A 14,843-nucleotide genomic window follows, 5' to 3' on the forward strand; every position below is an offset into this window, starting at 1 on the left:
GCGATTCCTCCCGGTCCGTGCCGAATGCACCCATAACCCGAACGGATAGACTGATCGATATGCGCCGAGCGAAAATTGTCTGCACCCTGGGTCCGGCGACGGACTCCTACGAACAGCTGAAGGCCATCGTCGAGGCGGGCATGAACGTCGCCCGACTGAACATGAGCCACGGCAACCACGCGGACCACGAGGAGCGGTACCGCAAGGTCCGCCAGGTCTCGGAGGACACCGGCAAGGCCATCGGCGTCCTGGCCGACCTCCAGGGTCCGAAGATCCGTCTGGCGACCTTCGCCAACGGCCCGGTGACCGTCGACAACGGCGACGAGTTCACCATCACCACCGAGGACGTCCCCGGTGACCAGTACATCTGCGGCACCACCTACAAGGGCCTGCCCGGCGACGTGAAGCCCGGCGACCCGATCCTGATCAACGACGGCGTCATCGCCCTGGAGGTCGTCAGCGTCGACGGCCCGCGGGTGAAGACCGTGGTGGTCGAGGGCGGCGTGCTCTCGAACAACAAGGGCATCAACCTGCCCGGCGCGGCCGTGAACGTACCCGCCCTGTCCGAGAAGGACAAGGACGACCTGCGCTTCGCCCTGCGCCTGGGCGTCGACATGATCGCCCTGTCCTTCGTCCGCAACGCGGACGACATCAAGGACGTCCACGAGGTCATGGACGAGGTCGGCATCCGGGTGCCGGTCATCGCCAAGATCGAGAAGCCGCAGGCCGTCGAGGCCATGGAGGAGATCGTCCTCGCCTTCGACGCCATCATGGTCGCCCGCGGCGACCTCGCCGTGGAGTACCCGCTGGAGCGGGTGCCGCTGGTCCAGAAGCAGCTGGTCACGCTGGCCCGCCGCAACGCCAAGCCGGTCATCGTCGCCACCCAGATGATGGAGTCGATGATCCACGCCTCGCGCCCGACCCGCGCCGAGGTCTCCGACGTCGCCAACGCCATCCTGGACGGCGCCGACGCGGTCATGCTCTCCGCCGAGTCCAGCGTCGGCAAGTACCCGGTCGAGACCGTCCGCACCATGAGCCGGATCTGCGAGAAGGCCGAGGAGGAGCTGGTCTCCCAGGGCCTGCAGCCGCTCAACCCGGGCCGCAAGCCGCGCACCCAGGGCGGCTCGGTCGCCCGCGCCGCGTGCGAGCTGGGCGACTTCCTCGACGGCAAGGCGCTGGTCGCCTTCACCAAGTCCGGCGACACCGCCCGCCGGCTGTCCCGCTACCGCTCGCCGATCCCGGTGATCGCGTTCACCCCGGACTCCGCGACCCGCAACCAGCTCTCGCTGAGCTGGGGCGTCGAGGCGTACGTGACCGAGCAGGTCGCCACCACCGACGCCATGGTCGCCCAGGTCGACCGTGAGCTGCTGCGGATGGGCCGGCTCGCCGAGGGCGACACCGTCATCGTCACCGCCGGTGTCCCGGTCGGCATCCCCGGCACCACCAACATGGTGCAGGTGCACCACCTGGGCACCCGGGGCGAGTGAGCCCCAGGACCTGAGAACGCCCGTGGGGCGGTCCTCCCGCACGGAGGGCCGCCCCACGGGCGTCAGTGCGTCCGGAGCCCGTCGCTCACTCGTTGCTGTAGGGCGCGTCGTCGTTGAACATGTGCATCCCCGGGATGTGCAGGGTGCCGCCGAACTGGCCGGCCTGCTTGGCGGTGACGCCGGTCAGCTCCAGGTCCAGCGGGATCGGGATGGCACCGATCAGGTCGTACAGCCAGCGCGGCAGGGTGTCCGGGGTGAGGGTGATCTCGCCCAGGTCGATCGGGATCGGCAGGCCGAGCACCTTGGAGAGGTGGCCGGACAGCCGCTCCACGTACATGGTGACCGGGCCGTTGCGCATGGTCGAGGTGGAGCCCTTGGCGCCCTGGACGTGGAAGGTGACGCCGTTCCCCTCCAGTGTCGACATGTCGAGATTGTCGATGTCCACGCTGTCGACCACGAACTTCAGCACCCGCTTGCTGCCGGTCGGGGTCTTCACGTCGTAGACGCCGTGGAAGGCCGCGCCGTGCAGGGCCAGACGGCTGGTCAGCAGCGTCCAGTTCTGCTCCGGGACGACGTGGCCGGTCGTGGCCGCGCCCGCGGTCAGGCCCCGGGTGTCCACGTCGCAGTTGGGGTTGTCGGTGGGCGTGGCGGACGGGGTGCCGGTGGCGCCCGCGGTGGGCGAGGCGGTGCCGGAGGCGCCGGCCGAGGGCGTCGCCCTGGGGCTCGCCTTCCCGCTCGGCGTCGCGGCCGGCGAGGGCGCGCCGCCGGAGGACGGGGTCGTGGTCGGCGCGGCGTCCGGGGTCGCGCCGTGGGCCTGCGGCTGGGCGGGCGCGGGCTGGGCCGGCGTGCCGGCCCGCGGGGCCGGGGCGGTCGGGGTGGTGGCCGCCGGCGCCGGGGTGGTGCCCGGCTTGGGCGCCTGGGTCGGGGCGGCGGTCGGGCTGGGCGAAGCCGTCGGGTTCAGCAGGTGGTTGATGCCGCCGACGATGTCGTCGATCAGCCCGGCCTGGGTCGCCGTGCCAGGACCGCTGCCGACGCCCGGCCGGTCCGTGCCCGGCGCGACCGCGCCGGTGGTGGCGGCGCCGGCCTGCGGCTGCGCGGCCGCCCGGGCGGCGGGCGGCAGCGTGCCGGGCTCCGCCGCGGCCGGCGGCTTGACCGGCGCGACGGTCGGCGCCTGGCCGGTCGGCTGGGTCGGCACCGAGCTCGGGCCGGTCGAGGGCCCGTTCGAGGGCCCAGGGGTGGGCGCGGTGGTGGGCGCGGTCGGCGGGGTGGTCGGGCCCGTCGTCGGGTCGGCGGTCGGGCCCAGCGGCGGCTCGGGCAGCTCGCTCTTGGGGACGGGCGTCTCGATCGGCGCGACGTCCGGCACCGTGGCCGGCGCGGCACCGCAGGGCTTGCCCGCCGCCGCCTCGGCGATCGCCGGGTTGGGCGTGTAGGCGGCGGCCATCAGCAGCGCGGTCGGCACCGCGGCCATCGCCAGTGCGCGGCCTCTGAGTCTGACCCGTACGGGCGTGCGCGGGGCCGCGTGCCGACCGGAGCGCCGCGCCGGCACGGCCGCGTCGTCGGCTTGCTCGGCCGGCCCGGTCACCGCGCGGCCTCCGGATCGGTGGCGCCGGCCTGCTTCGGGACGGACGCCTCGGCGGCGGGCTGGGCGGCCGGCTCCTGCGGCTCGCCCTGGGCGGGCAGTTGGGCGGTGGGCGCCTCGGCGGCAGCCGCGACGGTGGTCTCCGCGGCGGCCTCGGCGGCCGGCTCGGTGGCGACGCTCTGCGCCACGGCCTCACCGGCCCCGGTGTCCGCGGCCGCCGCGTCCTCGGCGCCCTTGCGGCGGCCACGGCGACGGCCCTCACCCGCGGTCTTCGGCTCCGGCAGCGGGGCCCAGGAGACCATCAGCCCGCCGCCGATCAGGCCCGGCAGCAGCGCCAGTCCGAAGCCCGCCAGGTTGGAGACCGGGATCGAGACCAGGGTCAGCAGGATGGTGGCGATGCCGCCGAAGACCCGCACCGCGGGCTGGAACCAGGCGGTCAGACCGAGGATGATCATCAGCACGCCGATGATCAGCGACCCCGCGCCGGCCGTGGTCGACATCGCGATGGTCAGGCCACCGAACGTCAGGTGCGCGTAGGGGAAGTAGAGGATCGGGACGCCGGCGATCATGGCCAGCAGGCCGCCCCAGAAGGGCCTGGTGCGGCGGAAATCACGGAAGTGCCGCCAGAGCCACCCGATCGGGTTCTGGTGGCCGGTCCGGGGTTCGACCGTTGCGCTGGACATGGTGCAGCTCCTCGATGTCGCTACGAGGGGAGAACAATGGGGGTGGGCCGGGGGCGGCGATGCTCCGCCGTCCCCGGCCCCGGGTGGACCCGTCGTCGGGGCGCGTCGCCCGGCAGGCCGTCAGGCGTGCCGGGCGGGCGTCCCGGTCAAAGCGAGGCTCAGAAGCACTCGTTGCCCGCGCCGTCGCCGCTCTTCAGCGCGAGGTTCAGGCCGTTCAGCTTGAACGTGCCGGCCGAGGTGGCCCGGGCGACCTGCTGAACGCCGCTCAGGTCCGCCGCCTTGGCGGCCTGGGCGAAACCGGTCGCACCGGAGGGCAGACCGGCGCCGCCGCCGGCCTTGGTGACGCCCGGGTGCGGGGTCCAGCCCTGGGTGGCCGAGCCGGAGAGGGTGGAGGCGTCCTGACCGATGTTGATGTTGGTGAAGGTCGCGTCCGCCTTCAGCTGCTCCAGGTCGATCAGCAGGTTGTCGGCCTGAACCGGCTTGCCCGCCTCGGTACCGGCGTGCAGCTGCAGGGTGATCTTGCCCAGACCGAAGCCGGTCAGGTCCGTCACCACCGACTGGCACAGGTTGGTGATGTCGGCGTGGTCGAAGGCCGAGACCGCGACCGGGTGCGGCTTGCCGTTCGCCTCGATGTCGACCGAGCCGAACTGGGCGAAGTTGGTGCCGTGCAGCTGGTCGGTGCTGACCTTGAACTGCTGGCCGGAAATGCTGAACGAAGCGGCGAGCGCGCTGTTGGCGATCGAGACGCCGACCATCGCGGTGGCCGCGACGCTCGGAACCATCACCAGGGCGAAGCGCTTCCAGCGGGTCTTGCCGTAGGTCTTGGACATGCGAGTCCTCCTTCTAGGACGTACATCTCCGGCTCCCCGGCGGCGTGGCGCGCGCCGGTGGGGGCCTGGGATGGGAGAGAGCTACGTCCTCGGTAGCGGAGAGCGCCTTGGGCGTCGTCGGACGCGGGAGCGGCCTGCGTAGAGCGGCCCTCCCGGCCGAGCACCGACCGACCTTGTGGGGCGGCGGGCAGGACCGACGACATCGGCGATCACCCCCGAGCGACAACCAGCGACCGCGCAGGGCCGCGCGGCCGGTCGAAGGACAGGAACCGCCGTGGGACCGCGGATACCCCCCTGCCCTCCCTACCGCCGACCGGGGCCGACGGATCACCCGGTGGGGATCCCGCGCTCCGCTTGGCCGACGGCTGTCGGAGGGTGTGGAGTCTGGGACCGGGCGACGCCGATGCTGCTTGAATCCCGGGCGAAGCACAAGGGGTGCCTTACTGACGGGTAATCCAACATTCGGTGGCGTCGATCATGAACTGGACGCGACGAACACCGTACGTGACGTCTTGAAGGAACGGTGACGGCGAAATCTGCCGGAAACACCGCCGAAACACCCGTGGGCGGTCACGGATAGTGACCACCCACGGGTGAAATCAAGATTTGGTAAACCTCTGTCCGGTTGACCGGATTGTCGCCAAATCACCTGGCGACACCGCAGGTCATCCGCCGTGCCAGCCGACCGGCCGGAGCCGGGTCGGACCCGGCCTCGGAGCGGACCCGAAGCGCGCTCGGAACGGGCCCGGACCGGCGTCGGAACGGGCCCGGACCGGGGTCAGAACAGGACGCGCGCCAGCGCCGTACGGGCCGCGGTGACCCGCGGGTCGTCCGACCCGATCACCTCGAACAGCTCCAGCAGGCGCAGCCGGGCGGTGTCCCGGTCCTCGCCGGCCGTCCGCCCGACGGTGTCCACCAGGCGCCCGAAGGCGTCCTCGACGTGGCCGCCGACCAGGTCCAGGTCGGCCGCCTGGAGCTGGATCGCGACGTTCTTCGGCTCGGCGGCGGCCGCCGTCCGGACGTCCTGCAGGTCCAGGCCCTCGATCCGCTGCAGCAGCTCGGCCTGGGCCAGGCCCAGCTTGGCCTCGGTGTTGCCCGGCTGGTCGGTCAGCACGTTCTTGTACGCCTGGATGGCACCGCCCAGGTCACCGGCGTCCAGCGCGTCGTGCGCGGCGGCCAGCGCCGGGTCCTCGGGACGCTCCGGGGCCGCGGCCGGGGCCTCGCCCGGGGCGACCGCGCCACCCACGCCGAAGCGCTGCTCGGCGACCAGGATCAGCTGGTCCAGGATCTTGCGGATGTTGGCGGCGCTCTCCGCGCCCTGGAACAGCGGCACCAGCTGGCCGGCCACCACGGCCATCACGGCCGGGATGCCCTGGATGCCGAACTGCTGGGCCAGCAGCTGGTTCGAGTCCACGTCGATCTTGGCGAGCACGAAGCGGCCGGCGTACTCCTCGGCCAGGCCCTCCAGGACCGGGCTGAGCTGCTTGCAGGGGCCGCACCACTCGGCCCAGAAGTCGATGACGACCGGCACCTCGGTGGAGCGCTGGACGACGTCGGACTCGAAGGTGTCCTCGGTGACGTCGATGACGAGCTGGAGGGCGGACTGGGCGGGGGCGACTCCGGCCGCTTCGGCGGCGGCCGCCTGACGGGCCCGATCGGCCCGGGCCTGCTCGGCCTTCTGTGCGGCCTCGCCGGCCGCCTTCACTGCGGCGAGGTCGACCGCGCCGCGCAGGGCGGAGCTGTTGGGACGCGAATTCCGTGGCTGCATGGCACCATCCTCCCCCGTCCGCGCTGCTCGCGGGCACCATCCTCGGGAAAGTCGGCTCGCGCGGGGCGCGCTGCGCCGGTTCCCGGGCGTGGTACCCGCCCCCCGGTAGCCTGGACCGTTCGGCGCGGATCCCCACCCGCGCCCGCGCCGCTCCCGTCCCACGGTCGCGGCGCCTGGTTGTCACTGTTCTTTCGCTACGAGTCGTAGCGTAACTGGAGGCGGTGCCCCGGCCGCAAGCCCCACCGGCGGTTCGGCGACGTGACCTGCCCCACTTTCCCGGGCGGCCCGGCTGCCCGAATCGGCCAACAGTCGCTACCGTTACCTGCCCCACCCAAGTTACTTACCAGTAAAGCGCAAGGAGGCCCGGTGCCGGCCGCCCAGCCCCCCGCGAGCCCGGAGAGCACGGTCCCGACGTCCACGGACCCGGCGAGCTCGGCCCCGGAAGCCGCGCACCCGACCCCGGAGGCCGTCGGCACCGCCCGGGCCAAGGGCCGCCCGCGAAGCGCCGCCGCCGACCGCGCCATCCTCGCCGCCACCCGCGAAGCCCTCGCCGAACTCGGCTGGGGCGGACTGACCATGGGCCACGTGGCGAGCCGGGCCGGGGTCGCCAAGACCACGCTCTACCGCCGCTGGCCCTCCAAGAACGAACTGGTCGTCGACGCCGTCGCCACCCTCTTCGACGACCTGGTGATGCCCGACCTCGGCAGCCTGCGGGCCGACATCGAGGCCGTGGTGGCCCAGTTCGCCGACCTGCTGGCCCGCCCGGAGACCCAGGCCGCGCTGCTCGCGCTGTTCGCCGAGGGCATCCGCGACCGGCAGCTGCACCGCCGGATCCGCGAGGCCATCGTGGACCCGCAGAAGCGGCTGGTCCGCCAGGGCCGGACGGCCGCCCAGGCGCGCGGCGAACTCGAACCGGACACCGACGCCGGGTCCGCCTGCGAGGAGGTCGACATCATCTTCGACACCATCGCGGGCACCGTCGAACACCGCGTCCTGGTCAGCGGCGAGCCGATCACCCCCGAATGGACCCGCCGCTTCACCGACCTGCTGCTGGGCCCGCTCACCACCTGCTGAGGGCACGACGGAGCCGCCCGTACGGAACCCCGTACGGGCGGCTTCCCGCGCTCCTGCGACCGTTCGCCGGCCCGGTCAGAACGCCGCGTTCTCCTGGTACGTGCCCCACTCCTGCCGCAGCGCGTTGCAGATCTCGCCCAGCGTCGCCTCGGCGCGCACCGCGTCCAGCATCGGCGGGATCATCGACTCGCCCGAGCGCGCCGCCGCCAGCATGGCGTCCAGCCCGGCCCGCACGGCCGCGTCGTCCCGGCCCGCCTTGCGCTCGCCCAGCACGCGCACCTGCTCGCGCTCGACCTCGTGGCTGACCCGCAGGATCTCCAGCTCGGGGGTGACGCTGCGCGGGTGGCAGTTGACGCCGACCACGCGCTTCTCGCCCTTCTCCACGCCCTGCTGGTACTGGAAGGCGGCCTCGGCGATCTCGCCGGTGAACCAGCCCTCCTCGATGCCGCGCAGGATGCCGGAGGTGATCGGGCCGATCTCGTGGTCCTCGCTGCCCTTGTCCAGGATCCGCTGGAAGATCGCCTCGGCCTGCTGCTCGATCCGGTCGGTCAGCGCCTCGACGTACCAGGAACCGCCCAGCGGGTCCGCCACGTTGGCGACGCCGGTCTCCTCCATCAGCACCTGCTGGGTGCGCAGGGCGATCTCGGCGGCCTGCTCGGAAGGCAGCGCCAGGGTCTCGTCCAGCGCGTTGGTGTGCAGCGAGTTGGTGCCGCCGAGCACCGCGGACAGCGCCTCGACGGCGGTGCGGACCACGTTGTTGTACGGCTGCTGCGCGGTGAGCGAGACGCCGGCGGTCTGGGTGTGGAAGCGCAGCCACTGCGCCTTGTCGGTCTTGGCGCCGAAGCGGTCGCGCATCCAGCGGGCCCAGATCCGGCGCGCGGCACGGAACTTGGCGATCTCCTCGAAGAAGTCCAGGTGCGCGTCGAAGAAGAAGGACAGGCCGGGTGCGAAGACGTCCACGTCCAGGCCCCGGGACAGGCCCAGCTCGACGTAGCCGAAGCCGTCCGCGAGGGTGTACGCCAGCTCCTGCGCGGCCGTCGCCCCGGCCTCGCGGATGTGGTAGCCGGAGACGGACAGCGGCTTGTACGCGGGGATGCCCTCGGCGCAGTAGGCCATCAGGTCGCCGATCAGGCGCAGGTGCGGCTCGGGGGCGAAGAGCCACTCCTTCTGCGCGATGTACTCCTTGAAGATGTCCGTCTGCAGGGTGCCGTTGAGCACCGCCGGGTCGACGCCCTGGCGCTCGGCGGCGACCAGGTACATGCAGAAGATCGGGACGGCCGGGCCGCTGATCGTCATCGAGGTGGTGACCCCGCCGAGCGGGATGTCCTTGAACAGCACCTCCATGTCGGCGGCCGAGTCGATGGCCACGCCGCAGTGGCCGACCTCGCCCAGCGACTTGGGGTCGTCGGAGTCGTAGCCCATCAGGGTGGGCATGTCGAAGGCGACCGAGAGGCCGCCGCCGCCCGCGTCCAGGATCATCCGGTAGCGCTCGTTGGTCTGCTGCGCGTTGCCGAAGCCGGCGAACTGGCGGATGGTCCAGGTGCGGCCCCGGTAGCCGGTCGGGTGCAGGCCGCGGGTGTACGGGTACTCGCCCGGCCAGCCGATCCGCTCGAAGCCCTCGTAGGCCTGCCCGGCGGGCGGGCCGTAGACCGGCTCGACCTCGTCCCCGGAGAGGGTGGTGAAGTCCGCGTCCCGCTTGCGGGCCTTGTCGTACCGCTGCTGCCAGCGCTGCCGTCCGCGCTCGATCTCCTCGGCGTCCATGACCCCGAACTCCGCTCCGTACGGCCGCCACGGCGACGGGCGGCACAGCTATTAGGACGTCCTACTAATTTACTCGGACGTCCTAGTACTTGTCGACGGACGACACCCCCGAAAGGGCCGGCGAGTGGAGCCGACCGGGCCGGCGGGCGGGGGCGGCCGGGCCGGCGGGGCGGGCCGGACGGGTCCGGGAACGCCGAGGGCCCCTCCCCCGCGGTGGGGAAGGGGCCCTCGTACGGGCTCCCGGGCGGCGGACCGCCGCACAGACTCCCGGGCGGCCGGTCGGCTCAGACGCCGGCCGGCTGGCGGGCACCGGTGCCCGCCGGCAGCTTCTCGGCAGCCTCGCGGGCCACCTTGCGCTCGAAGACGAAGGAGAGGAACGGGATGCAGCCCGCCGCCAGGGTCAGCACCAGCCGGCCGAGCGGCCACTTCAGCTTCTGCCCGAGCAGGAAGGTCACCACGAAGTACCCGATGTACAGGTAGCCGTGCAGCATCGCGACGTACGTGGTCACGTCCTCGGCCGTGCTGAAGCCGTACTTCGCGACCATGAAACCGCAGAACACCAGCAGTGCCACACCGGTCGCAATGGCCAGGGCCCGGTACCAGCCCAGCAGGGGGGTCGCCTTCATACTCTTCCTCGCCTCGCTCGGCAGTTTCCGCCGGTACGCCCGGATCCGCGCACCGCTCCCACGAGGGTAGCCGTCCTCACGCCTCCGCCTGCGCAGCCCCCTCGTCGGGCTCGGAGAAGTCACCGGCCGCGATCCGCAGCGGCTTCAGCAGGTCGAACACCTGGCGGCACTGCTCGGGGCCGTACTCCTCCAGTCCGAACTCCATCGCCATGAGCTCCCGGGTGGCCTCCTCGACCGCCTCCCGGCCGCGCCCGGTGATCGCGGCCAGCACGCCGCGGCCGTCCAGCGGGTTCGGGCGGCGGGCGACCAGGCCGGCCCGCTCCAGACGGTCGACGGTGTTGGTCACGCTGGTCGGGTGGACCATGAGCCGCTCGCCGATCTTGGAGAGCGAGAGCTCGCCGGTCCGGCTGAAGGTCAGCAGCACCAGCGCCTCGTAGCGGGCGAAGGTCAGCCCGTACGGCTTGAGCACCGCGTCCACCCGGGAGAGCAGGATCTGGTGGGCGCGCATGATCGAGGTGATCGCCGCCATCGAGGGGACTCCGCCCCAGCGGCGGGTCCACAGCTCGTCGGCGCGGGCGATCGGGTCGAAGTCGAGTGCGAGGGGCTTGGCCACCTCCTTACCGTACCGGCGGACCGTACGGGTGCTACCAGCTGTCCTGATGGTGGACAAGCGCAACGTGTGGCGGGATCCCGCCAATCGGACGGCCAGGCCCATACCAGGACATTGCACCGGTGTGAACGGACTGCAACGGACGTACGGCGCACCGGGGTTGACCACTGATCGCGCCAACACCGCTCTAACAGGCCTCCGTTCGGGCGGTAACCCGTCGAACGGAGGGGTGATCCGTTCCTTTTGTCCGCTCGTTCACAATCCTTCCCCCTGGCGGGACTTGGCCAATTCATGAGCAAGACCTGTCATTTGTTTTGCTCGATTGTCATGCTTTCCGCCAACCCCGTACGGCCCTCCACCACCCCCACCCCCGGTGGCCGGCCGCTCGACCGCTCGGGGCTCTGAACGTCAGTGCCCGTCCCGCCCCTCAGGTGCCGACCCCGGCCCCCGGGACGCGGCGCGACCGCGCCCACACGCGGTTTCCCGGAAGGACTCGTCCGTGAAGCGAAAGCTCGCCGCAGTCGCCGTACTCTCCGCCACCGCTCTGCTCACCGGCGTCGTCCAGGTCAGCACCGTGGCCGTGGCGGACCCCGCCCCGCACTCCCGGGCCGGACAGCGCGCCGACCTGATCGCCCTGGCGAACGGCCAGGCGGGCAAGGTGGCGCACGCCCTGGCCCTGGGCGGCCAGGAGCAGCTGGTGGCCAAGGACGCCGTGGTGGACGCCGACGGCACCCGTCACTTCCGTTACGAGCGCACCTTCGCCGGCCTCCCGGTCCTGGGCGGCGACCTGGTGGTGCACCAGAAGGCGGACGGCTCGACCACCTCCGTGGACAAGGCCACCGGTGCGACCATCGCCCTGCCGAGCCTCACCCCGCAGATCCCCGCCGACAAGGCCGCCGCCCAGGCGACCGGCGCCGTGCAGTCCACCGTCGGCATCACCGCCGACGCGGACGAGGCGCCGCTGACGGCGGTGCACCAGACCGGCAAGGCCGAGCTGGTGGTCTGGGCCACCGACGGCAACCCGCGCCTGGCGTACCGCACCACCGTCGAGGGCGAGCGCGCCGACGGCACCCCGAGCCGTCAGCTGCTGGTCACCGACGCGGCCAGTGGCCAGGTGCTCTCCACCCACGAGGAGGTGCAGACCGCCGCCGGCACCGGCAAGGGCGTCTTCGTGGGCACCGTCCCGCTGACCACCACCCAGAGCGGCTCCTCCTACCAGCTCAAGGACGCGACCCGCGGCGGGCAGGCCACCTACACCCTGAAGAGCATGACGTCCGGCTCCGGCACCCTGGTCGCCAACACCACCGACAGCTTCGGCAACGGCCTGGCCTCCAACGCGGAGTCCGCCGCGGTGGACGCCCAGTTCGGCGCGGCCGCCACCTGGGACTTCTACAAGAACACCTTCGGCCGCAACGGCATCAAGAACGACGGCGTCGGCGCCGCGAGCCGGGTCCACTACGGCCGCAACTACGTCAACGCGTTCTGGGACGACAGCTGCTTCTGCATGACCTACGGCGACGGCACGAGCAACACCCACCCGCTGACCGAACTCGACGTGGCCGGCCACGAGATGAGCCACGGCGTCACCTCCGCCACCGCCAACCTGAACTACTCGGGCGAGTCCGGCGGCCTCAACGAGGCCACCTCGGACATCTTCGGCACCATGGTCGAGTTCTACGCCAACCTGGCCGCCGACAAGCCGGACTACCTCATCGGCGAGCTGATCAACATCAACGGCGACGGCAAGCCGCTGCGCTACATGGACCAGCCCTCCAAGGACGGCGCCTCGGCCGACTACTGGTCCTCCGGCGTCGGCAGCAAGGACGTCCACTACTCCTCCGGCGTCGCCAACCACTTCTTCTACCTGCTCGCCGAGGGCAGCGGCGCCAAGACCGTCAACGGCGTCAGCTACAACAGCCCGACCTACAACAACTCCACCCTCGCGGGCATCGGCCGGGACAAGGCCGCGCAGATCTGGTACCGCGCGCTGACCACCTACTTCACCTCCACCACCAACTACGCGGGGGCCCGCACCGGCACCCTGAAGGCCGCTGCGGACCTGTACGGCGCGAGCAGCGCCGAGTACAGCGCCGTCGCCGCGACCTGGACCGCCGTCAACGTCAACTGACCCACGGCGCACGCGATCCGGACGCCCGGGGCCCCTCGGAGGGGGGCAGGCCCCGGGCGTCCGCCCGTTCGGGGCCTGCCGTTCGGGGCTGCCGGTTCGGGGGCGTTCGTACGGGGGCGTTCGGTCGGGGCCGTTCATCCGGAACGGCTGCTTCGGGGCCGTCCGGCTGTCAAGGCCGCCCGGCTGGCGGAGTCCCGCCAGGGGGGCGAACGCGGCATACCAGGCAACGGGCAGCAACCGAACCATCCGTACCGGGACTGGCGATTCCTGGCCAATCCCCGGACGCGGCCTGTCCATTCCGGCCCGAAATTGTCATGCTTCTGACCACGTCCCGTCCGACCTCCGCCACCCCCACCCATCGGCGGAGCGTCAGGAACCGCACGGGAACGGCACGTCCGCGCCCTACCGCCCCAACGGTGCCAACCCCGGCGCCCCGGTACGCGGCGCACCCGCACGCACCCGCGGGTCTCGTGGAAGGAACCCCCGTCCATGAAGCGAAAGCTGACCGTCGGAGCCGTACTCTCCGCCACCGCCCTGCTGGCCGGCGTCGTCCAGATCGCCGCCGTCCCCGCCCAGGCCGCCGCCCCCGCGCCGGAACAGCAGCAGTCCGCGCTGCTCGCGTTCGCCGCCGGGCAGAGCGCCCCGGTCGCGCAGGCCCTCGCCCTCGGCGGCCAGGAGAAGCTGGTCCCCAAGGACGTCGTGGTGGACCGGGACGGCACCCGCCACCTCCGGTACGAGCGGACCTACGCCGGCCTGCCGGTGCTCGGCGGCGACCTGGTCGTCCACCAGAAGGCCGACGGCTCGGTGGGCTCGGTCGACCGCGCCTTCGCCGGCCGGCTGTCCGTGCCCACCCTGACCCCGGCCGTCGCCGCGGGCCAGGCGGCCGAGCGGGCCACCGCCGCGGTGCGCGCCACGGTCGGCATCGCCGCCGACGCGGACGAGGCGGCGCTCACCAAGGTCGACGGCGCCGGCGCGACCGAGCTGGTCGTCTGGGCGGCCGACGGCGCCCCGCGCCTGGCCCACCGCACGGTGGTCACGGGCGAGCGGGCGGACGGCACCCCGAGCCGCCAGGACGTCGTCACCGACGCCGCCACCGGCCAGGTGCTCTCCAGCCAGGAGCACGTGCAGACCGCGACCGGCACCGGCAAGGGCGTCAACGTCGGCACCGTCACGCTGACCACCACCCAGAGCGGCTCGAACTACCAGCTCAAGGACGCCTCCCGGGGCAACCAGTCGACCACCGACCTCAAGGGCGGCACCTCGGGCAACGGCACGCTGTTCAGCAAGACCACCAACTCCTGGGGCAACGGCGCGCCGTCCAACCGTGAATCCGCCGCGGTGGACGCCCAGTTCGGCGCCGCGGCCACCTGGGACTACTACAAGAACACCTTCGGCCGCAGCGGCATCAAGAACAACGGCGTCGGCGCGGCGAGCCGGGTCCACTACAGCACCAACTACGTCAACGCGTTCTGGGACGACTCCTGCTTCTGCATGACCTACGGCGACGGATCCGGCAACACCCACCCGCTGACCGCCATCGACGTCTCCGGCCACGAGATGAGCCACGGCGTCACCTCGGCCACCGCCGGCCTGAACTACTCGGGCGAGTCCGGCGGCCTCAACGAGGCCACGTCGGACATCTTCGGCACCATGGTCGAGTGGTCCGCCAACCTGCCCGCCGACCCGCCGGACTACCTGATCGGCGAGAAGCTCAACATCAACGGCAACGGCACCCCGCTGCGCTACATGGACAAGCCCTCCAAGGACGGCGCGTCGGCCGACTACTGGTCGTCCACCGTCGGCAACAAGGACGTCCACTACTCCTCCGGCGTCGCCAACCACTTCTTCTTCCTGCTCGCCGAAGGCAGCGGCGCCAAGGTGATCAACGGGGTCAGCTACAACAGCCCGACCTCCAACGGCTCGACGGTGACCGGCATCGGCCGGACCAAGGCGGCGGCCATCTGGTACCGCGCGCTGACCGTCTACATGACCTCCACCACCAACTACAAGGCCGCCCGCACGGCGACCCTGAAGGCCGCCACCGACCTGTACGGCGCGACCAGCACCGAGTACAAGACGGTCGCGGCGGCCTGGAGCGCGGTGAACGTCAACTAGCCGTCCGCTCCGGCACGAGCCACCCCCGGTAAGAAACGGCGACAGGCTGCCGCGGCCCTTTGGGAGAGGAGGCCGTGGCAGCCTGTCGACCGTCCGCGCCGCGGATCGGTCCGGTGTCGAGCGGTGGCGGGACCCGAGCGGTGGCGGGACCCCCCGGACGGTGGCGGGACCCGAACGGGGGC

Annotated in this window: 11 protein-coding genes; 4 read left to right on the forward strand and 7 right to left on the reverse strand. The window is 72.1% G+C overall.

Features of this window, described 5'->3' with window-relative positions; all coding sequences use genetic code 11:
* Window positions 1-59 precede the first annotated feature (59 nt).
* Entirely contained in the window at window positions 60-1,487 is a 1,428-nt protein-coding gene (pyk, locus tag ABT048_RS06870; RefSeq protein ID WP_350520232.1) for a pyruvate kinase, read from the forward strand.
* Between the two features lie 85 nt (window positions 1,488-1,572).
* On the opposite strand, the gene ABT048_RS06875 is transcribed toward pyk, so the two are convergent.
* From ABT048_RS06875 to ABT048_RS06890, 4 genes are all read right to left on the reverse strand, one after another.
* Window positions 1,573-3,069: a hypothetical protein gene (locus tag ABT048_RS06875; RefSeq protein ID WP_350520233.1), complete on the reverse strand. Its 1,497-nt coding sequence runs from the start codon at window positions 3,067-3,069 to the stop codon at window positions 1,573-1,575.
* Window positions 3,066-3,749, reverse strand: a complete 684-nt coding sequence (locus tag ABT048_RS06880; RefSeq protein ID WP_350520234.1) for a DUF6114 domain-containing protein — start codon at window positions 3,747-3,749, stop codon at window positions 3,066-3,068. The genes ABT048_RS06875 and ABT048_RS06880 overlap by 4 nt, the downstream gene beginning before the upstream one ends.
* Before the next feature lie 158 nt (window positions 3,750-3,907).
* A complete protein-coding gene (locus ABT048_RS06885; protein WP_350520235.1) occupies window positions 3,908-4,579 on the reverse strand; it encodes a DUF6230 family protein in 672 nt (223 codons plus the stop codon).
* A gap of 778 nt (window positions 4,580-5,357) precedes the next feature.
* Complete coding sequence (locus ABT048_RS06890) at window positions 5,358-6,347, reverse strand: tetratricopeptide repeat protein (RefSeq protein WP_350520236.1); 990 nt, start codon at window positions 6,345-6,347, stop codon at window positions 5,358-5,360.
* Window positions 6,348-6,869: 522 nt separating this feature from the next.
* Here ABT048_RS06890 and ABT048_RS06895 point away from each other — a divergent pair.
* Window positions 6,870-7,421 carry a TetR/AcrR family transcriptional regulator gene (locus ABT048_RS06895; protein ID WP_350520347.1) on the forward strand — a complete coding sequence of 184 codons (552 nt, stop codon included), beginning with the start codon at window positions 6,870-6,872 and terminating at the stop codon, window positions 7,419-7,421.
* Window positions 7,422-7,496: 75 nt separating this feature from the next.
* Here ABT048_RS06895 and icmA read toward each other — a convergent pair whose 3' ends face one another.
* The 3 genes from icmA to ABT048_RS06910 all read right to left on the reverse strand — a co-directional run bounded on the left by icmA (window position 7,497) and on the right by ABT048_RS06910 (window position 10,421).
* Window positions 7,497-9,182 (reverse strand): coenzyme B12-dependent isobutyryl-CoA mutase large subunit, encoded by a 1,686-nt coding sequence (icmA, locus tag ABT048_RS06900; protein WP_350520237.1) that lies wholly within the window; start codon window positions 9,180-9,182, stop codon window positions 7,497-7,499.
* A gap of 284 nt (window positions 9,183-9,466) precedes the next feature.
* Entirely contained in the window at window positions 9,467-9,808 is a 342-nt protein-coding gene (locus tag ABT048_RS06905) for a DUF3817 domain-containing protein (RefSeq protein WP_350520238.1), read from the reverse strand.
* Window positions 9,809-9,884: 76 nt separating this feature from the next.
* Window positions 9,885-10,421 carry a MarR family winged helix-turn-helix transcriptional regulator gene (locus ABT048_RS06910; RefSeq protein WP_350520239.1) on the reverse strand — a complete coding sequence of 179 codons (537 nt, stop codon included), beginning with the start codon at window positions 10,419-10,421 and terminating at the stop codon, window positions 9,885-9,887.
* A gap of 496 nt (window positions 10,422-10,917) precedes the next feature.
* Here ABT048_RS06910 and ABT048_RS06915 point away from each other — a divergent pair, with 496 nt between their 5' ends.
* A complete protein-coding gene (locus ABT048_RS06915; RefSeq protein WP_350520240.1) occupies window positions 10,918-12,546 on the forward strand; it encodes a M4 family metallopeptidase in 1,629 nt (542 codons plus the stop codon).
* A 489-nt stretch (window positions 12,547-13,035) separates the two neighbouring features.
* Window positions 13,036-14,661, forward strand: coding sequence for a M4 family metallopeptidase (locus tag ABT048_RS06920; protein ID WP_350520241.1), 1,626 nt, complete (start codon window positions 13,036-13,038; stop codon window positions 14,659-14,661).
* Window positions 14,662-14,843: the final 182 nt, after the last annotated feature.

The organism is Kitasatospora sp. NPDC096140, assembly GCF_040303045.1.
Lineage (GTDB): Bacteria > Actinomycetota > Actinomycetes > Streptomycetales > Streptomycetaceae > Kitasatospora.

Coding starts and splice junctions, on each gene's coding strand:
- pyk (WP_350520232.1), top strand. CDS start 60: ATGCGCCGAGCGAAAATTGTCTGCACCCTGGGTCCGGCGACGGACTCC.
- ABT048_RS06880 (WP_350520234.1), bottom strand. CDS start 3,749: ATGTCCAGCGCAACGGTCGAACCCCGGACCGGCCACCAGAACCCGATC.
- ABT048_RS06885 (WP_350520235.1), bottom strand. CDS start 4,579: ATGTCCAAGACCTACGGCAAGACCCGCTGGAAGCGCTTCGCCCTGGTG.
- ABT048_RS06890 (WP_350520236.1), bottom strand. CDS start 6,347: ATGCAGCCACGGAATTCGCGTCCCAACAGCTCCGCCCTGCGCGGCGCG.
- icmA (WP_350520237.1), bottom strand. CDS start 9,182: ATGGACGCCGAGGAGATCGAGCGCGGACGGCAGCGCTGGCAGCAGCGG.
- ABT048_RS06905 (WP_350520238.1), bottom strand. CDS start 9,808: ATGAAGGCGACCCCCCTGCTGGGCTGGTACCGGGCCCTGGCCATTGCG.
- ABT048_RS06920 (WP_350520241.1), top strand. CDS start 13,036: ATGAAGCGAAAGCTGACCGTCGGAGCCGTACTCTCCGCCACCGCCCTG.